This window comes from Clostridium sp. AF17-21AC, from assembly GCF_003461365.1.
GTDB classification, from domain to species: Bacteria; Bacillota; Clostridia; order Lachnospirales; family Lachnospiraceae; genus Coprococcus; species Coprococcus ammoniilyticus.
In genome coordinates this window covers 134,217-154,400 of sequence record NZ_QTWY01000006.1, presented here as the reverse complement: position 1 = coordinate 154,400, position 20,184 = coordinate 134,217, and the positions used below count along the sequence as shown (strand labels likewise).

General features: G+C 43.3%; 13 protein-coding genes. All 13 read right to left on the bottom strand.

The window, feature by feature from the left end; translation table 11 throughout:
- Nucleotides 1-14: 14 nt before the first annotated feature.
- Entirely contained in the window at nt 15-1,175 is a 1,161-nt protein-coding gene (locus DWW85_RS10250) for a CpaF family protein (RefSeq protein WP_117808571.1), read from the bottom strand.
- A 50-nt stretch (nt 1,176-1,225) separates the two neighbouring features.
- The gene (locus DWW85_RS10245) at nt 1,226-2,185 is read right to left on the bottom strand and encodes a hypothetical protein (RefSeq protein WP_117808570.1); all 960 of its coding nucleotides are present in this window, start codon (nt 2,183-2,185) and stop codon (nt 1,226-1,228) included.
- Nucleotides 2,186-2,219: 34 nt separating this feature from the next.
- Nucleotides 2,220-2,732, bottom strand: coding sequence for an A24 family peptidase (locus DWW85_RS10240; RefSeq protein ID WP_117808569.1), 513 nt, complete (start codon nt 2,730-2,732; stop codon nt 2,220-2,222).
- Between the two features lie 259 nt (nt 2,733-2,991).
- Nucleotides 2,992-3,768 carry a hypothetical protein gene (locus DWW85_RS10235; RefSeq protein WP_117808568.1) on the bottom strand — a complete coding sequence of 259 codons (777 nt, stop codon included), beginning with the start codon at nt 3,766-3,768 and terminating at the stop codon, nt 2,992-2,994.
- 20 nt (nt 3,769-3,788) lie between these two features.
- Entirely contained in the window at nt 3,789-5,540 is a 1,752-nt protein-coding gene (locus DWW85_RS10230; protein WP_117808567.1) for an ATP-binding protein, read from the bottom strand.
- Between the two features lie 301 nt (nt 5,541-5,841).
- Nucleotides 5,842-9,033, bottom strand: a complete 3,192-nt coding sequence (locus DWW85_RS10225) for a GtrA family protein (protein ID WP_117808566.1) — start codon at nt 9,031-9,033, stop codon at nt 5,842-5,844.
- A 76-nt stretch (nt 9,034-9,109) separates the two neighbouring features.
- Complete coding sequence (locus DWW85_RS10220) at nt 9,110-11,419, bottom strand: glycoside hydrolase family 9 protein (protein WP_117808565.1); 2,310 nt, start codon at nt 11,417-11,419, stop codon at nt 9,110-9,112.
- Between the two features lie 123 nt (nt 11,420-11,542).
- Entirely contained in the window at nt 11,543-12,319 is a 777-nt protein-coding gene (hisA, locus tag DWW85_RS10215; RefSeq protein WP_117808564.1) for a phosphoribosylformimino-5-aminoimidazole carboxamide ribotide isomerase, read from the bottom strand.
- A 202-nt stretch (nt 12,320-12,521) separates the two neighbouring features.
- Nucleotides 12,522-13,244 carry a ComF family protein gene (locus tag DWW85_RS10210; protein WP_117808563.1) on the bottom strand — a complete coding sequence of 241 codons (723 nt, stop codon included), beginning with the start codon at nt 13,242-13,244 and terminating at the stop codon, nt 12,522-12,524.
- Between the two features lie 81 nt (nt 13,245-13,325).
- Nucleotides 13,326-15,575, bottom strand: a complete 2,250-nt coding sequence (locus DWW85_RS10205; RefSeq protein WP_117784690.1) for an ATP-dependent RecD-like DNA helicase — start codon at nt 15,573-15,575, stop codon at nt 13,326-13,328.
- A gap of 15 nt (nt 15,576-15,590) precedes the next feature.
- Nucleotides 15,591-16,583 carry a rod shape-determining protein MreB gene (gene mreB, locus DWW85_RS10200; protein ID WP_021944010.1) on the bottom strand — a complete coding sequence of 331 codons (993 nt, stop codon included), beginning with the start codon at nt 16,581-16,583 and terminating at the stop codon, nt 15,591-15,593.
- 24 nt (nt 16,584-16,607) lie between these two features.
- Nucleotides 16,608-19,097: a PAS domain-containing protein gene (locus DWW85_RS10195; protein ID WP_117808562.1), complete on the bottom strand. Its 2,490-nt coding sequence runs from the start codon at nt 19,095-19,097 to the stop codon at nt 16,608-16,610.
- Between the two features lie 99 nt (nt 19,098-19,196).
- The gene (locus DWW85_RS10190; RefSeq protein WP_021944012.1) at nt 19,197-20,126 is read right to left on the bottom strand and encodes a hypothetical protein; all 930 of its coding nucleotides are present in this window, start codon (nt 20,124-20,126) and stop codon (nt 19,197-19,199) included.
- Between the last annotated feature and the right edge of the window lie 58 nt (nt 20,127-20,184).

Genomic DNA, 20,184 nt, shown 5'->3' with positions numbered 1-20,184 from the left:
TGGCCCCTCCTTTCCTATTCCAGCCCTGCCCGTTTCAATTTCTCCTTGTTCTGCAAAGCTGCCTTCTTTTTCAAATATCCCTGAACGGTTTTCCTGCCTTTCTCTGCCTGTTCTTCAAATTCATAAAGTGACGTCAACTGAACCTGTCCATTCTCTATTCCTGTTACTTCACAGATCTCTGTTACCTTTCTGGATCCATCCCGGAGTCTTCCCAGATGAATGATAATATCCACAGCCGAAGCGATCTGCCGCCTAACAGCTTCCATCGGAAGTTCTATTCCCATCAGCACCATAGATTCCAGCCTTGTGATCATGTCATATGCTGAGTTTGCATGGCCGGTCGAAAGACTTCCATCATGCCCGGTATTCATTGCTGTCAGCATATCGATCGCTGCCGAATCCCGGACTTCACCTACGATCACCCGGTCCGGCCGCATACGAAGACTTGCCTTGATCAAATCCCGTATCGTGATCGCATTTTCGCCTTCCACATTGGAATTTCTGGTTTCCATCCGTACCAGATTCTCCACATCACGCAGCTGCAGTTCTGCCGAATCCTCGATCGTGATGATCCGTTCGGTCTTTGGTATATAATCCGACAGCGCATTCAGGAATGTCGTCTTTCCTGCTCCCGTTCCTCCTGATACAAATATGTTGTATCTTGCCTTTACCAGCAGCTTCAGGAATCCGGCAGTTTCCTCATCTAAAGCCCCAAGTTCAATCAGCCTTTCCATCGTCATTTTCTCTTTTGGGAACTTACGGATCGTCATGGTCGGTCCATCAAGGGCGACCGGTGGCAGCACCACATTCACTCTGGAACCATCCGGCAGTCTGGCATCTACGATCGGGACTGCTTCGTTCACTAAGCGGTTACATCCGGCTACGATCTGCTGAATAATCGATGCCAGACGATCTTCGCTCTCAAAGCTCTGGGAAAAGGACTGAATACGTCCATCTTTCTCTACAAAGATCTGATCGTACCCATTGATCATGATCTCCGTTATGCTGTCATCCTCTAACAAATCTGATAACACATCCATCCGTCTGACCGCATTGAACAATTCCTTTCTCAACCGAATCCGTCCTTCCAGACTGACATATCCGATATCCGGATGTTCCAGAAGCGATCGGTCGATCAGTTCCAGAACCTTCTCATCTATGATCTCCTGAGACATATCCAGTTCTTCCAGAACGTGCTCTTTTAATTTCTTTCTGTCCTCTGGGCTTATATCCCCACCAGCCTTCCCGCCAATTGCATCATCTCCGCACTGTCATATGCATGATCCGGTACAACGACCTGCTGCATCCGCATGACTACCTTCTGTAATTCCTGTTTCTCCAACAATCTTTGAAATGCCGCAACCTTTTCTTCTGCATACCCGCCATCCAGAACCGGAACAAATACATGATCGAACTCACCAAGTATCGTAATATCTCCAAGCACGCTGCCATCAATATCAAATACGATCGTTGTGTATCGTCCATATGCAATCAGCTTCTTTATGAACCAGCTCACATCCGACCGGTTCAGTTCTCTGATATCCAGATATACTTCCGGTGACGCGATCATGCTAATCCCTCCTTCCACAACCACACTTTTATCCAGATATTCAAAAATCTGCCCTGATTGTATTCGGATCAAATATGCAAGCTCAGACATACCACAAGTCTTATCCGTTACTGTCTCCGAAGTTTCCTGCTTCCTTTCTCCATATGCTTCCATCCCGATATACAGCCCACCACGTACCTCGTCCATCAGGCAGATGCTTTTTGCCAGTCTGGTCTTACCCGACCTGCCGATTGGGGAGATAACTGCATAAGTCGCAAATAACTCCCATTTTCCTTCTGCCTCCTCCGCTTTTATGATCCTCAACACCCGCTTCAGTATTTCTTCCACACTCAGATACCGGTAAATTGCTTCTTTCTCCGTCTTATCCGGTGCCTGCTCCGCCAGCTTGATCGTACAAATATTTTTTCCTTCCGGAAGTCCTACGATCACAGGCATCATGCTTTCTTCATACAACAGCGCATCTAATGTGTGCTCCTTCAGATAATTTTCCAATCGTTCTTCTGTCGAAAATGCCATTGCGAAGAATGGATTTCTTTTATCTGCATTAATGTAATTCATCAACCCGATCACATAGTTTGATTCCATTCCAACTATGCCAAGTTTTAACTGCCGCACTTTTTCCTCCTTTCCCAGCTTCTTTCTTCAAATATCAACCCCATTGGCAATACAACAGACATCCCAGTAATATTGCCATGGAAAAATGGATCTTATTCCTTCGGTGCCGTCTTCGTCTTCGATGCTTCAGCCATGGGATCCATACATTCTTTACCATATACAGCAAAGACAAAACCCCACCAAACAGAAACGAATACAGAACGATCCGCCAGACCTCCATTCCGATAAATGCACCAAGGGCTGCAAACAGCTTGATATCTCCGGCTCCCAGGAATCCAAATTGATACAGAAGGAACAGCAATGCAACCGGAAGGACAATACCAAGTACCACCTGTATGCCTCCCATTCTCCAGCCCTCTCTCTGGATCGTCACAAATATCCCGGTTTCCATCCCGATCAATACCAGCCAGTTCGGAATCCTCCATGTCTTGAAATCCAGAACTACTGCTGCACTTACCAACAGGATCATTAATGTCTTCTCAAAAACAAACGCTGTATCACTCTCCTTTTTTTCATTTTTCTGATGTCCTGCCATCAGCGTATCCATACGTTACCATCCCGAAAAAACATTGTAAATACGCAGAAAATAAACTAATTTTTACCATTCTTAACTTGACACAATCATTTAATATCTGTCAGTTTTGCACACATTTATCTATCCCTTTTCAGGCAACAAAAAAAGACCTGCCGTAACAGATCTTTTTCTGATTCTTATGTAATTTCTGAAGTTTGTGCTTCTTTTTGTCATATACGCATTTTGCAGATATTTATCTGGATTTTTGCATTTCTCTGACCTTATGCACTCACTACCGGGATACTTCTTCATTCTGCGGAACCGCTTCCGGCTGGGATGTCGGTGCAACTGCAGGTACGGATTCCTGTACAGGTCCTGCCTGTGGAGCAGGTGCAGGATTCTGCTGTGGTGGCATCTCATTCATCTGTGGTGCCATACCCTGTGGTGGCATTCCGTTCATCTGTGGTGCCATACCCTGTGGTGGCATTCCGTTCATCTGTGGTGCCATACCCTGTGGCGGCATTCCGTTCATCTGTGGATTATACATGCCCTGCTGTGGCATTCCATTCATCTGTGGTGCCATACCCTGTGGTGGCATTCCGTTCATCTGCGGTGCCATGCCCTGTGGCGGCATTCCGTTCATCTGTGGATTGTAGCCTTGTGGTGGCATTCCATTCATCTGTGGATTGTACATACCCTGTGGTGGCATTCCGTTCATCTGCGGATTATACATACCCTGTGGTGGTGTCTGCTGATACTGATTGCCACTGTTCATGATACGGTGTTCCTGTTCTTCTACTTCTCTGTATTCCTTCTCCAGAGCTGCAATATTCTCTAATCCCTTTGCAGCACTGTCAAACAGATGCTTGATCTCCTCCGGTGCTTCTTCCTTGTTCAGGTTGTAATAATATCTTCCGATCTCTGTATAGATTCTGTCAAGATTGGAATTCTCAGATGAGATCTTGCCTTTTATCTTTGTCTTCTGTGCAGCACACTTTGTGCTGTCAACTGCCTGATTAGCTAATGACTTTGTCTTTTCAAATGCATTCTGAAAAAAATTACCTGCCATTGTCAAATGACCTCCTTATGTTAATCATCAATATATTTGTTCAATGTCTCAACAACATCGTTCAGATTATATGGTTTTGCTATGTAATCATCCAGTTTATTCTCAAGAATACGTTCCTTATCACCAAACATGGCTCTTGCTGTTACTGCGATAATTGGAAGTCTCTTTCTCTTCTCTTTCTGCTCGATCTCACGGATCTCCTGTGTAGCTGCGATACCATCCATAACAGGCATCTGTACATCAAATAACGCTGCATCGTAAATCTTCTGCTTGAAGAGTTCAACTGCTTTCTGACCATTCTCTGCAATATCGTAAGAGAAGCCTGCCATACCAAGTAACTTACCGATTACCTGCTGATTAACCGGTTCATCCTCAGCTACAAGGATTCTTGCCTTGCTGTGTGCATTGATTGAAAATACAGCCGGTTCTTCTTCCTGCTCAATCTCTACTGATGCATCATCCGATGCCTTTACAACCTTCATAGGTACTTCTACGATGAACGTAGAACCAATGTCTTCCTTACTCTGAACCTGAATGTTGCCACCCATCAGTTCAACGATCTGCTTTGTGATTACAAGGCCAAGGCCGGATCCACCATATCTTCTTGTATCAGAAGAATCAACCTGGCTGAAACGGATAAACAGCTTGCTCATGTTAGCCTCTGAAATACCAATACCGGTATCTGCAACTGCCATACGGATCTTAACCTTATTTTCCCCTTCCATATCCATGGATGCGATCTTAACACGTACACTTCCCTCTGACGTAAACTTGATCGCGTTTGATAACAGGCAGTTTAATACCTGCTGAATTCTCTGTCCATCGCCCTTTACCAGCTTTGGAATATTGTTTCCAAATGAACAGTCGAGCTGTAACCCCTTATTATTTGCAAGTGGTACCTGAGCAGCAACCGTCTCCTCGATCGCCTGTTTGATATCAAATGTTTCTTCTTTGATCTTGTACTTTCCTGCTTCCAGCTTACTGATATCAAGGATATCATTGATCAGTCGGAGCAGTGTATCCGCACAGTTCTTTGCTGTTACAAGGTTATCTCTGTAATCTGCCTGAAGATCATCAGCCATCAGTGTAAGCTGGAGCATACCCAGAATACCATTGATAGGTGTACGGATCTCATGGCTCATATTTGCAAGGAACTCAGCCTGTGTCTTATAGGCTGCATTCGCATCAACAATTGCCTTGGACAATTTGTTCTCTGTATCTTTCTGATCTGTGATATCAATAACCACCATGTTAATGTAATCTGCTTCTGACTTATACATTACGGTGTTAAATACCTTCTGAAGAGATTCCATTGTGATCTCAACATCCATCAGATCTCCTTCTTTTGTTCCGGAGTTATTATATGCCGTAAACCAGGCATTGATATCCTGAAGGACCTCGATCTTGCTTTCTTTCAGGTTCTTGCCGGTGTAATCACTGACATCCAGCTTGAAATACTCACCAAAGATCTCGTTTGCATCTACGATCTGATAACTGACACCATTTACAGGATCATCTATGATCTTTGCCTGTGCAAAACCGATTGGCAGGTTCATAAATAACTTTTTATATTTATCTCCCTTTCCGCCACTTCCACTCGTACCGTCACCACAGATGATGAATACTCCTCCAAATGTTACAACTGCAGCAAGTATTCCAACGATCAGAGCACCCACTCCTACACCTGCAACACCTAAGATACCTGCCAGAAGACCAAGTACCGCACCGGCTGCTGCGACCGGTTTCCAACCCAACTCCTTAATTTTCTCCATTGATGCACCTCTATTTCTACTTTTTTGAATCTAATACTTTGACTCCACATGTTATTATATTATAAATGAATGTTAAGGTCAACGAGATGATAAAAAAACCTATAGATTTTTCATAAAATCTATAGGCCTTTTTTGATATTTTTTACTAGATATCACTAATGCACTGATTACACTATCTCCAGGAATCTGGCAGATATAAACAAATTTCAAGGTTCCATATGCCCTGTTTTTTATATATGTTATACATCTGTCAATTCCCGGCTCACAAAAGCGTACGCATTATGGTTATAATGCCTGTTTTTTATTTTGGATCGTTATCAAATACATCCTTCAAGATCTCATCTACATGCTTATAATAATCATCATCTAAAGTCTCCGGTTCTGTCTGCTCCACCGCTTCATCTACTGACAGGCTCCGGTCGTCCGGTTCTGGCAGATCACTTGTTGCATCCGACTCCGTTTCATTTATGCCGGCACTCTGTGTTCTGCGTTTTCTCCTGCCTGATGTTTTCTCCGCGTTCCGGTTCTGAAGCTGTCTTCTTCCACACAGGAAGCCAAACAGCAGCCAGCATGCAAAGGTAAGGATCAGTCCAAGTTTCAGACCAGGTGGAAAATATTTGAATTCGATCACATGATCACCCGCAGCAAGCTTCAATGCAATAAATGCATTTCCAACCTTGTCAATCTCATATTTTTCGCCATCGACATATGCTGTCCATCCGGCATCATATGGGATCGATGTGAACAGCAGTCCCGGATATGAGATCGTAATATAACCCTTCACATATCCATCTTCCATCTTTCCGATAAGAAGCTGCTGGCTCTGCAGGATATCATATGCCTGAAGGAAGGATTCCCAGTTCATATCTGCAACGATCAGCCGGGCAGTTCCTGTATTTGCCTGGGTATCGCGGAAACAATACTCAACCGTTACCTTCTGTCCCTTTACCAGATGTCCGACATGATAGGTCTGATTCTGAAGTCTTTCATAATTCTTCTCTTCATTGTCAATATAGATACGAACCTTGTTGATACCGGAGCAATTCGCCATGATATAAATATCATTCGTCTCATCCGTAATATCAAAGCTCAACTGGAAGTTACAGGTGCTGCTATCGGTACGCTTGTATGAATAATACTCACTCAGATCTCCCTGACGCGTTACCTCACAGTTATCACTGTATGTGGATACCTCCGGATATAATTCAGAGAATACTCCCGGCACACCGGTAGACAGCTTCACAAACTGGTTCAGCGTCTCAAACATATTTCCGATATCGCCATCATAATCCAACAGATCATTATTGACCATATAACCAAGGCTCAATGCATACGGATTCTCGTATAACCGTATACCATCCACCTCATTTACATAATTCACATCAAAATAATTATACTCGCCATCCCTCTGAAGCAGATATTTTATACCAAGCAGGGAATTGGATACTGTATTTCCACCATCAAACAGAAACTCATTTGCTCCTGTGTAATATCCCAGATCATGCATCATATCAACCAGATCTGCAGATACTGTCGAGCCAAACAGACAGACGCTTTTCAGATTATAAAAGGTCGGTTCGTCTACGATCTTTGTATTCATCATCTCTACCCGGTATGGCTTATCCTTGCAGTCCAGATAATCAATTGCATTCCGGATCTCCGATTCCAGACCAAAATACTGACTGATATCTACATAACCATTGCTGTCATATCCCTTAATTCCATTGATCGTTGTCTCAACCAGACAGACAATCAGAAGCACATAGGATATGATCCGTTTCCACATACCCTTCGTCAATGTGAAGCCGACCATGCATACTGCGTATGCTGTTATAAAGATCTCTGTCCATAACAAGGTTTCCTTTTCCAGTGTACACTTCTTTGTCGCCAGGATCAGGAATGCATATCCACAGGCAATTCCAAGCATAACTGACAGGATATCCTTCTTCTGAAGCTTCATCAGCACTTCACAGCACATGGCAAGCAGCAGGAAAATGAACAGAAATGAAAAACGATTCGGGATTCCATACTGATCATGGAAGCCATGCCAGATATAATTCAAAAGCTGGTTGTTAAAACTTGCAAATATAACTACAAGTATGATCACATTTTTAACCTTATCCCACAACTTGATCCTACGGTTCAGCAGATATACAAACAGCAGAACAAAACAGATCGTTCCACAGTATATATTCAGCCCGCCGTCAAATTGCTGGTTCTTGATTGGCTTTGTCAGATAAAAAAGCTGTTTGATCTGATCCCAGATGCTTCCATACCATTCTGCTTTCGGAAATACACGATTTGCCGAAGCGGTTGTATTCAGTCCAAGGTACGCCGGGATCAGAAGAAATGCTGCCATTCCGGCCGCCAATAAGGAACAGCCCGCTAAACGGAAACCATCCGTAAAGAATTTCTTTATGCTCTTATGATTGGTCAGCAGGAATTCCATAACGAGGAAAATACAGATCATGAAACAAATATAATAATTACACATCAATCCATAGAACAGGGACAGCACATATAACTTATAATTCCCGGTTTCTGTCATCCGTTCAAAGCCCGCCATAATAAGCGGAAGGATCAGGATGCAATCCATCCACATTAAGTTCCAGGAATAACCGATAATATAATTGCTTAATGCATATGCCGTTGAAAAGATCAGAATCACTGCCTGATATTTCCCCTGTTCCTTACATTTTTCCCGCATATAATAAGCAAATGACATACCGGATAAAATGATCTTGATTCCGATAAACAAGCTCATCACAATATAGATATGCTCCTGCTTGAACAATACCACAAGGAAATTGATCGGGCAGGCAATATAATAGGCAATGATCGACAGCATATTGCTTCCAAGACCGATATCCCAGGTATAAAACAGACTTCCTTCATTTTGAAGCTTATCATAATAATCAGAAAAAAACGGAAGGTACTGATGCAGGCTGTCCACCATGGTCAGACTGTTCCCGCCAAATGGTCCGATCTTTTCTGCTATCCATACTCCCAGCAGGAAACAAGCCGGAAGCAGTCCGGCAAGAAGAATAATATAGTTTTTCTTCATAAACAACCGTATAGACAGCTTTTTTTTCTTAAAGACGAAACATTTGCCAAATACATAATTGATCACAACTACAAAGAACTGAATAATGATCTTGGATAAGAATTCATTACAGCGGAAGGAATCACATAACAGATTCGTTCCAACTACTTCGACCAGCATGGCAAGAAGCCTGGTTCCGACAAAGGATATAAATTCCCGGCTTAAAGTCACGGCATCCTTCTTACTACTCTCCGTAAATACAAAAAACTTATTTGCAAAAAATGCAAACAGGATCGCCAGCGATATCGCTATGACATTCGCTCCGCTTCTGGATAAGCCGGTGAACATCCGCAGAAGATAAAATGAAACAATATTTACAACTGTCGTGGCTACACCCGCTATTACATATCTTACAATCTCTTTTTTTAATAACTTCTTTATTGTGTCCATAACTATAACTCTCTTATATCAGTGCAGCCGAACAGATACCCCTGCCGGCTGCATGTTCATGTGTGTGTATTCTTTTTTATTTTGTATTACCCAGACCTGACAGCAGATAGATCAATGGAGAATTCCAGTAGATTGTTATCTCATTACAGGAAAATGACTGTGCATTGTCTGCATAGCGGCTCTCCGGTGCTTTGCCCAGAAGAACAGCCTTCGCATATGGATCTTCCAGATTACTGTCTGCTCCGCCAACTAACATACCCGGCATTGCTACATCTAATACCTGAGATGGTCTGTGGTGTGGATGAAGCGGAGTTCTTGTACCAAAGCCTGTTACATAACAATAGCCGACTGCATTCCTTCCAAGCAGGTAATCTCTCTGATAGGAAGCATATTTTACATAGTCTGCATCTGGCTTCAGCTTGTTTGCCATCAGAAGTAACATTCCCTTATTTGCAATGTTCATATTACTTCCCCATGCAAATGTCTTAGTTGGTGATACCCATACGCCAAAACCATTGTCTTTGATCTGTTCTACCGTCTTATCTACTTCATTGAAGAACAGTTCGTTTGCCTTAGCTGAACCGCCGTCATACTTAATATAATCGTACAGGGCATAATATCCGACATCTGCCCATCCAAGTCCGTAGTTTACAATATCGTCGCCCTCAATGATCGCATCGGCTGCTTTCTTATAGGAATCATCTCCGGTTGCTGCATACAATTCTACTGCTGCCCAGATTGCTTCATCACGGAAAATGGTATCCGGATATTCACCGGTTACAATATCATCCGGATTGGAGAATCCGTGCGCATCCATGTTGCCACTCAGATATTCGTATGCTTTCTTTGATGCTTCCAGACATTTTGCTGCAAAATCTGCATCGTATTCTTTATATAGAACAGACGCCTTTGCCATAACAGCTGTAAAATCTCCGGTGGCTGTATTTGAGATCGGACATGCGATCAACTGTGCTGTTTCTTTCTCCGGCATAACCGTCTCAGGAAATACATCACAGGTTACCTTGTGATATACACCACCATTGTCATCCTGCATTTTAAGCATCCAGTCCAGTTCATATCTTGCTTCATCTAAGATATCCGGAACACCGTTTCCGCTTTCCGGAATACCAATATCATCTGCCTTGTATTCATTATCCTCGTATGTCATAAACAGATCCTGTACCGTCTTGGCACCGGATACAACATAACGGCCATAATCTCCGGCATCATGCCAGCCGCCTGTCACATCGATCTTCTTATCAGTCCCGTATACAACCGCTTCTCCTGTATGGCAGGCAGGATGTGCAAATTCGCCTGCAATGCTGCTGTCAAGTTCTACTCCACAACGCTGGTTATACAGCATCAGTACAACATCCTTATACAGGTCACCATAGATATCATCACCGATCTTGAACTCTGCGGATTCTTCTCCATCATCTGTCTTGATCTTATAGGTTCCTGCATCCTTTACGGATGAGAAATCTGCCTGCTTGCAGAACATCTCTGATGGTGGATCGTAGGTAGCTTCTTCCGGCAGATCTGCTGAATATACGGACTTGTTTGATGTTACATCTATTACTTCAAATGACTTTGCATTTTTTTCGATCACAGTAGCAACCTTGGAATCGCCGGTCAGATAACCAACCTGGTTCACATTGATAGCCATAGGATCCGGTGTTGCTTCTACCTGCTGTGCGCCGGAAGCATCAACTGCCTCTAATAAGATATTATCAAAATAAATATTATGCTCTGCTTCGTCTCCGGTCATACCTTCCTGCTTTCCCATATTAAAGCAAAGACGAGGTGCAGGATCGGAATCCTCTTCCATCGTAAACTGTGCTGTAATGTGCTGCGTCTCCGGTCCGATCGTGATCACATCACTGGTATATGCATGATAATCTCCGCCATTGATCTGTAATCTCCATTCGATCGTACGCTCAATGTCGCATCTTACATCAAAGGAATATTCATAAACGCATCCCTGATACAGACGAAAGCCATCGTAATAGATCTGGTTTGCATAATCCGCACTTCCTGTCTTTTTGATGTTGATGTGAAGCTCTCCATCCTCATTGGTCATTTCTTCATTTCCACCATTCGTATAGGTGTGGAAACCATCCGTATCCTTATCATCAAAATTGATATTGATGACTTTATCACCATCTGAAACACCCAGTGCCTCTGTTGTTGGCTCCTCTGTTTCCTCTTCGGTTGCCTTCTCCGTTGTCGTTTCTTCTTCCTCAGTGGACTCGGCTTCCGTCGTAACCTCTGTCGTCTCAGCGGTCGTTCCATCTGCATCTTTCTTTGTACCACTGCAGCCTGCAAGCAGTGACATGGTCATCGCCGCAGTCAGACAAAGAACAGCAACTTTTTTCATTTTTCTCATGTTTTATTATCCCTCCATATTTTCTTTATGTACGATACCTTCTCAACTGTACATATATTTATAACACGTCGCCTCCCGGCTCCATATGTCTTTCACTTTTATACCATAACAATTAGCCAGCTCTTACTGCTCCGGATATCGCACGACATCCTGATACCGCATATGTCCGCCAAAGATATCAAGTGCGCTTCCGATTGTAAAATCAACCCGGTTTCTGCCAAGCAGCTTCAGTTTATCCAGATCCTCAAAGGACGCGATCCCGCCTGCATAGGTCACAGGGATCCTGCCCCAGTTTCCAAGCAGCTCGGCAATATGTGTCTCGATTCCGGACGCCTTACCTTCCACATCCACCGCATGGATCAAATATTCATCGCAGTAACCGGCAAGCATATCCAGTGTTCCTTCCGTCATTTTTACCTTTGTGAACTTCTGCCAGCGATCTGTCACAATATAATAACCATCCTCGCATCGTCTGCAGCTCAGATCCAGTACCAGATGATTCTTGCCAACTGCCCGTCGGATGGCTTCCAGATTGTCATAGTTGATCTCTCCATTTTTAAATACATACGATGTAACAATCACATGGGATGCCCCCATGTCAAGAAACCGTCCGGCATTTTCCGCATTGATACCGCCACCGATCTGCAAGCCTCCCGGATATTCCGTAAGTGCCAGCTCTGCCTGATAGCAATCCTCCTCATAATACTCGCTTCCCGCCGGATTCAACAGGATAATATGTCCACCCTGTATACCCGCATCCTTATACATCCGGGCAAATGCTGCGCCATCGTACTCAGATACAAAATTCTCTTTTGCAGCATTTCCTTCATCCTGAAGGCTGCTGCCAACGATCTGTTTCACTTTTCCATTATGTATATCGATGCATGGACGAAATTTCATATTTTCTCCCAGGCAATATGCCTTTTTTCATTTTTATATCGTTACAATGTCTGCAAATACAAAGTGTCCGCAGACATTGTTTATTCTAACACAGAACCTTCTATAATCCAAGTGTCATATAAAAACCTGCGGCAGTTGTCCATCTCATGCAGACTCAGATCATGACTCATAACTTACACAAATAGAAAAGGCCGATGCAAGCTCATCGACCTTCTCCTATACATATCACTCCGACATAGACCTGTTCCACGCCAGCCTCCTGTAATGCTTCCGTACATGCCTGCACTGTCGCACCTGTCGTATAAATATCATCTATTAATAAGACCGTCTTCCATTCCGCCGGAAGTGCCCGGACCTCTAATGCCTGTTTTATATTATTTGCACGTTCAAGCGGTGATAATTCCTTCTGTGGTGTCGTATCCGACACACGGAGCAGATGTCCGTTATCTACCGGAATATCCAGTCTCCGTCCTACCACATCTGCCAACAGCTCCGCCTGATTATATCCCCGTTTCCGTAATTTACTTCTGTGAACCGGTACGGGCAAAATGATCTGCAGCCGTTCTGCAAGTCCCGCTTTCCGGATCCGTTCTGCAACAAGACTTCCATAATATTCCACATATTCCCGTTTATTGTGATATTTGATCGCGAGCACACTGGATGCGACCGGTTCCACATACCGGAAGACCGGATATGCCCGTTCAAAGCTCCGGGTATGCGTCCTGCAGTCTGCACAGTATTCCAACTCCTCGTCATCCAGACTTTTTCCACATTTCATACATGTGGGTTCTGTCACATATGGCAGCAACTCATGTTTTCCGCAGATTCCTTTTGCACCATACGGCATAACCTCATCACAGATCGGGCATCGTCTTGGAAATACCAGATCTATCATTGCCCGGTTCCATTTGTTCTGTATCTGCATATATAGCCCCCTTTATTGCTTTTCCTGTTATATCATGTGCTTCGCACATTCAATGCATTCGGAAATTATCCCTCTCCTGATTTATGCCAGTTCTACCAGTCGTTCTGCAAATGTCGTATACCGCTTCTGTTCGTCGATATTATCAATCATCGTCTTAACCAGACCTATATTGCCTACGATCACAACACCCTTTCTTGCCCTTGTAACTGCCGTATAGAGCAGATTCCTGTTCAGCAGCTTTGCCGGACCTGTAAGAAGCGGAATCACCACGACCGGATACTCACTTCCCTGTGATTTGTGTATTGTGATAGCATATGCATGTTCCAGTTCATCAAGCTGGGAGTAAAGGTAATCTACCAGTCTTCCATCATCATATTCGACAACAATCTTCTGATCAAACTCATCAATCTCTTTTACAAAACCGACATCCCCATTGAATACACCTACCCCCTCTTCCTTCACGAAGCGTCCTTTTGCATCCATGATCTTCCATTCCAGCTTGTAATTGTTCTTGATCTGCATGACCTTGTCGCCCTTACGGAATACAACGTCATTTTTCTCTTTCTCCGGTATGCTTCTGTTCGGTGGGTTCAGGATCTCCTGCAGCCGTTTATTCAGATTCTCAACACCCAGCTCATACTTCCGCATCGGAGTAAGCACCTGAATGTTCATCGGATCGACCTGGAAGAACCCAGGCAGACTGTCTAAGATCAGATGTTTCAATTCTGCGATAATATCCTGTGATCCCTGTCTTGGTATGTAGAAGAAATCCCGGCTTTTATTATTGATCGCAAGCTGTTTTCCCGCATTGATCAGATGGGCGTTCGTGATAATGTCACTGTTCTCGCCCTGTCGGAATATCTTATCCAACACTGTTACGGAAAATACTTCCGAACGAATGATGTCCTTTAATACATTTCCCGGTCCGACAGATGGAAGCTGGTTGGAATCCCCTACCAGCACCAGTCTGGTTCCCGGCATGATCGCCTGCAGTAAACTGTAAAACAGGCTGCTGTCTACCATCGACATCTCATCTATGATAATTACATCCGCTTCTAACGGATTGTTTGAATTTCTTGCAAATGTATAGGTGGAACTGTTTCCTTCTTCATCAATCCCGCCACCGGACAGTTCCAGAAGCCGGTGGATCGTCTGTGCCGTATATCCGGTTGCCTCGGTGATCCTCTTTGCCGCGCGTCCGGTCGGTGCTGCAAGCAACAGTTCCAGATTCAATTTCTCAAACATCTTGATCATGGCATTGATCGTTGTTGTTTTACCCGTACCCGGTCCACCTGTGATCACTGCCACGCCGTTATTGACTGCATTCTTGATCGCAAGTTTCTGCTTTTCTTCCAGTGTAATCTTCTCTACTTCCTCGATCTGTGCAAGCATCTTATCCAGTGGACGATCCTCTGATGTGAAATCCAGATCGATATCTGACAATATTCTTGCTGAATTCAGCTCAATATAATAATTTGCCGCAGCATAGACCGCAATTACAGCTCCGTCAAGCTCCTTTACGATCGCCTTGCCTGCCATCTGAAGCTCTATAATCTGGCTTCCGATCTCATTTTCCAGTTCTTCATTATATGGCACATTGTCATCCACCAGAAGTGAATACGTCTTTGCCACCAGCATCTGCTTCGGAAGATACATATGCCCAAGCTGGCTCGCATTTAACAATGTATATAACAATGCTGCCCTGATACGAAAATCCGAATCACTGCTGATCCCCATTCGTTCAGCGATCTCATCCGCCGTCTTAAAACCGACACCACTGATATCCTCAGCGATCTTATATGGATTTGACCGGATGATTTTATACATCTCCTGACCGTATTCATTGAAGATCTTCACTGCCAGATTGATCGATATTCCATATCCGGTCAGAAAAATGATCGCATCCTGCATCTCTTTCTTTTCATTATAAGAGACTGCGATCTCTCTTGCTTTCCGCTCCGAGATACCCTTGACCTCTGCCAGTCGTTCCGGCTCTTCTTCAATGATACGCAGAGAATCCATCTTAAATTTCTTTACGATACGTTTTGCAAGTGCCTCACCGACACCTTTAATGATACCAGAACCCAGATATCGTTCTACACTTACCATATCGTCCGGCATCTTGATTTCATAGGATGTAAATTTGAATTGGAGATCATACTGGGGATGATTGACATATTCCCCTTCTGCAGATATGTAGATTCCTTCACTGATACCGTGAAGGGTTCCGACAAAAATGTCTTCGCCGTCTTCACCTTCTACAGTGAAAACGGCGTAGCCATTGTCGTCATTTTTATAGATAACTTTTTCAACATAACCTTCTTTTATCACAACAAGTCTCCTGCGTTACTCTGTCTTACTGTTGAGTAATTCGATATATTTTCCTGTTCCGATAGCAACTGCACGAAGTGGATCTTCTGCAGTCATGGTTGTAATTCCTGTCTTTTCTTCCAGAAGCTCTTCCAGTCCATGGAGCAATGCTCCACCACCGGTCAATACGATACCTCTGTCTGCAATGTCTGCTGCCAGCTCAGGAGGTGTCCGTTCCAGAACGGAATGAACGGCTTCACAGATCTGGGATGCAGGCTCACGCAGCGCTTCTTCTGTCTCATCTGATGTTACTGTTACTGTCTTTGGAAGTCCGGTTACCAGATTCCTGCCACGGATATCCAGTGTGATGTTCTCTGGTCTTCTGAAACAGGTTCCGATCTTGATCTTAATCTCCTCTGCGGTTCTCTCACCGATCAGAAGATTGTGCTTCTTTCTCATAAAACGCACGATTGCTTCATCAAAATCATCTCCGGCAACCTTAATGGAAGCACTTACAACCGGGCCGCCAAGGGAAATAACGGCAATATCTGAAGTTCCGCCACCGATATCGACGATCATATTACCACATGGTCTGTAGATATCAATTCCTGCGCCGATTGCTGCTGCCACCGGTTCTTCTATAATCGATACATCTCTTGCACCTGCTGCATAAGTTGCATCTTCTACTGCTTTCTTCTCCACCTCCGTTACCTGCGAAGGCACACATACACTGATACGTGGACGTCTTCCAAAGTAACTTCTTCCCACTGCTTTCTGGACAAAATACTTTAACATCTTTTCTGTTATTGTGTAGTCTGATATAACACCCTGACGAAGTGGGCGGATCGCTACGATATTTCCCGGTGTTCTTCCAAGCATCAGTCTGGCTTCTTCACCGATCGCTACTATTTTATTTGTATCTCTGTCATAGGCAACTACGGACGGCTCTTTTAATACAACGCCCTTGCCTTTTACATATACCAATATACTGGCGGTACCTAAATCTATACCGATATCTGAACTTGCCATGATTGGTCCCCTTTCTGGTTACTGTTAATCCTGTACATCCCTTAATATTACAAGAGATGCCTTTCTTCCGTCAAGCCATTTCATGCTGACTTCGGATAAATCCATGATCTTATCGAACTGTCTGATATAACTTCTCCAGCTCACTTCTTTCCGTTCGGTCAGAAATGGCTTCTGCACCGTTGATACACCTTTAAATGTATCATTCAGATCACGGATCAGTGTCTTACTATCTTTTCCTGTAAAATCATATCCAAGCATATCGTTTAACGGCTGATTGGAGAACAATACCTCTCCGGTCTCTTCATCACGGATAAAGATGCCGATCTTGATATGGTTATATGTATCTACCAGAAGCTTATTTACCATTCGAATGTTGCCATCACCCTCTATTCTGGCAAGGATACCCTGAATGACGTTTCGAATATCCTTCGAAAATTCAATATCATCCTCTGACCATATCTTATCTGTATGATTGTTCGCCATAACAATACAACCGCTGATGATATTATTGATCTCTATGCTGAGTGCGACAAAACTCGTTACACCGATCTGCTCCATATTGCTCTGGAAGTTCTTAAAGTTATGGTTCTTATCTGCTACAATGCAGTCGTAAGAACGTTCCTTGCTGTGTGCAAAGAATTTCTTGCCCCGCTGCCATTCTTCCACATATTCTTCTGCAGACATGTTCTTTTCTCTTGACCAGATATGACTGCACATATACTCTTGATCTTCGTTCAGGGAATAGATCGCCATAACATCGATTCCCAGATAATCACTGGTTCTTTCCAAAATATTGCTGATTGTCTTATTATCATCACTGTCCATGGAACTGAGTGCTTCTGTCAGAATCTTCTGTCTCTGGATCTTCTCTTCTAACAACATCTCAACAGATTTGCTCCGTTCTGCTTCTTTGGACAGGACCTTGTCATTATATGCATATTCTGAGAAGATATTGCACATATTCCACTGGATCTTATAGACCTTCTTCATCTTTGTAACATCTGCTGTATCATATCCGCACAGGATCCAGGTTGCAATGTGTTTCTCTCCAATCTTAATCGGGGCTCCGCAGATAATACTTCCATCTATACCGTCATCCATCTCCATAATGACCGGAACATTGTTCTGAAGGATCACCTCATTTAACTTCACAATGATACTCTTATACTGAGGTTTTTCAAAAAGATCATAAAAGCTTCCCATATGCAGAGACGGTCCTGCCGGTTCTACAAGCTGATCTCCCGCCGGAGATACAACCGTTGAATATAGCCCGCTTAAGCTTGCAAATGCTTTTACAATACTGTTCCATTTGTCTTTATCGATACTCTCGCTCGTATATTCATTCTCATCTACAGTCGTGTTCATAATGTAAGAAAGCTTGTCTTCATACTCTTTCTTAGCCTCCTCTACACTGTTCTGCAGCTTCTTGTTTTCTGTAATATCTGTTATAAAGAACTCAATCGTATAAGAAGAATCCCCTGCCTGTGTGATACTGTTCTGGGAACGAACCCATCTGACATTTCCATAATCATCTACGATACGATACTCGTCCTCATAATCGGATCCACCACTCTTTAACACATTCTTCGCATTCTGAATAACTCTTGCGCGATCCTGTGGATGAATATAGTCTTCTGTCAGTTTATTTCCCGCCATAAGTGCATCCACATTCATTCCAAGTAATCTGGCATTCGGTGTAATGTATTTCAATGTGCTGTGTCCTCTGCTAATGGATTTTACCATCACAAGACTCTTGATCTTGTTCATAACAGATAATATATATTCACCTTTTTCCCCATCATAGGAATGCTTTTTTTCTTTTACAAATAATAATTCAATGCCATCAGCACATCCATCCGGCGACTTTACGATGTGACAGTTCAGCATCATAGTAGTGATTGCACTCTCTGCCGATACAAAACGTACCTTCATCTCAAAATCCGTATGTCCTGTATTCTCCGCCTTATAGAGATTCCCGATCAGAATATCATAGTCATTCTTAACTATAATATCGCGAATCCCTACTGCTCCACTGTAAAAGTCACCTTCTTTATATCCGAATTCCGTTATATTCTTTGTTACATAACGAGTCTGCCATCTGCTGTCCGGCTTGTAGAGATACAGTGCCAGAATGCCCGCATGGTTAATGATACGTTCCAGACTCATACTTCCGATTGCTACATCGGAGCGCAGTTCAAACAGTACCATATATGCCTTTTTCCCGTTATATTCAAACTGATTGACAAATCCACTTACAACCAGTCTTTTTTTCTTATTTATATTCAGCAGAAGCCGATGCCAGATAATCGTTTTCTTCTCATTTAAAATTGGCCAGAACTCATCACTGGACATAAACTTATCCGGCTCCATCGTGATCGAATCGATCTGGTTGCCGACCAGTTTTACTGCCGCATTATTGATACTTAAAACTTCTCCATCCTCGCAGAATACAACTGCGGGATATTCAATATGGCTCAGAAAATCTGAATAATTGCTGATTTTGCCTATCTCCAAATGTATCCCTCTTTTCTCTTATGTAACCCCATAGACACATAAAACTTTTCCATGTCAGCCATAGAAAAGTTTCATGTATGCTAAATATCGCTGTTAATATTATTCCTCTGTTTTGTCGTCTTCCGTTCCGGCAGCTTCTTTATCATCCTCGGATGACACCATTGAAGTTGCTTCACTCTTCAGACCTGTAAATGCCTTATCTGCAATATCCTTTGTTACACAACATGCATCTACAACACCATCTAAGGCAGCCAGAAGTTCTCCCATATATTTGCTGACTGCATCACATTCCTTCTTTACATTCTTTCTGAGAACGTATGCTTCGCTGGTCGCTTTGTTTGTAATAGCTTCTGCTTCCTTCTGTGCATTTTCCTTCTGGGTTCTGCACTCATAATCTGTCTTTGCACTTAAAGCTTCTGCAGCTTCATGTGCTTTATTTCTTGTACGCTCGCTGTCGTTGTAAGCCTGTTCCTTCAGACTTGCGCAAGTTGCTTCCGTCTCATCATACATCTGCTTACACTTTGCATTTGTCTCTGTCTCAAGTGCATTGCAACGATCGGTTGTATCCTTCTCCATTGCTTCACACTTTGCAGTCATCTCTGCATGCTGTGCCTCACACTCTTTATTCGTCTGGGCGATCAGCGCATCTGCGCTCTCTCTTGCCTCTAAGAGTGTTCTTGAAATGGATTCATATCTTCCTGCGGATTCGAATTCCTTCTGCTTATAAGCGTTTACCTGCTCCTTCAGAGATTCAATCTCGCTTTCATATTCTGCATTCTTTGCTTTTAAGCCATCAATTGTCTTATTTGACTCTGTCAGATTTACTTCTCTCATAGTCTTAAGGCTTAATACGGCTTCGCTGAGCTTGTTTACATTTGCCTTTAACTCATTGACTTCCTTTTCATGATCAGCCTTTAACTCTTCAATATAATAATCAACTGAATTCTTATCATATCCACCAAATGTTACTGTCTTAAATGATGCTTCTGTCTTTACTTCTTCCTCATCAAAATTATTGTCTTTTGCCACGATGATCCCTCCAAAATAATCTATTATTTAAGCATCTTCCTGTCGTCAGGGCGATCAT

What these genes read in the sequence shown, in the direction of transcription:
- DWW85_RS10230 (WP_117808567.1), bottom strand. Translation starts at nt 5,540, where the DNA reads ATGGAGAAAATTAAGGAGTTGGGTTGGAAACCGGTCGCAGCAGCCGGT.
- DWW85_RS10220 (WP_117808565.1), bottom strand. Translation starts at nt 11,419, where the DNA reads ATGAGAAAAATGAAAAAAGTTGCTGTTCTTTGTCTGACTGCGGCGATG.
- DWW85_RS10210 (WP_117808563.1), bottom strand. Translation starts at nt 13,244, where the DNA reads ATGCAGATACAGAACAAATGGAACCGGGCAATGATAGATCTGGTATTT.
- DWW85_RS10225 (WP_117808566.1), bottom strand. Translation starts at nt 9,033, where the DNA reads ATGGACACAATAAAGAAGTTATTAAAAAAAGAGATTGTAAGATATGTA.
- DWW85_RS10250 (WP_117808571.1), bottom strand. Translation starts at nt 1,175, where the DNA reads ATGTCTCAGGAGATCATAGATGAGAAGGTTCTGGAACTGATCGACCGA.
- mreB (WP_021944010.1), bottom strand. Translation starts at nt 16,583, where the DNA reads ATGGCAAGTTCAGATATCGGTATAGATTTAGGTACCGCCAGTATATTG.
- DWW85_RS10240 (WP_117808569.1), bottom strand. Translation starts at nt 2,732, where the DNA reads ATGGATACGCTGATGGCAGGACATCAGAAAAATGAAAAAAAGGAGAGT.
- hisA (WP_117808564.1), bottom strand. Translation starts at nt 12,319, where the DNA reads ATGAAATTTCGTCCATGCATCGATATACATAATGGAAAAGTGAAACAG.
- DWW85_RS10235 (WP_117808568.1), bottom strand. Translation starts at nt 3,768, where the DNA reads ATGGCAGGTAATTTTTTTCAGAATGCATTTGAAAAGACAAAGTCATTA.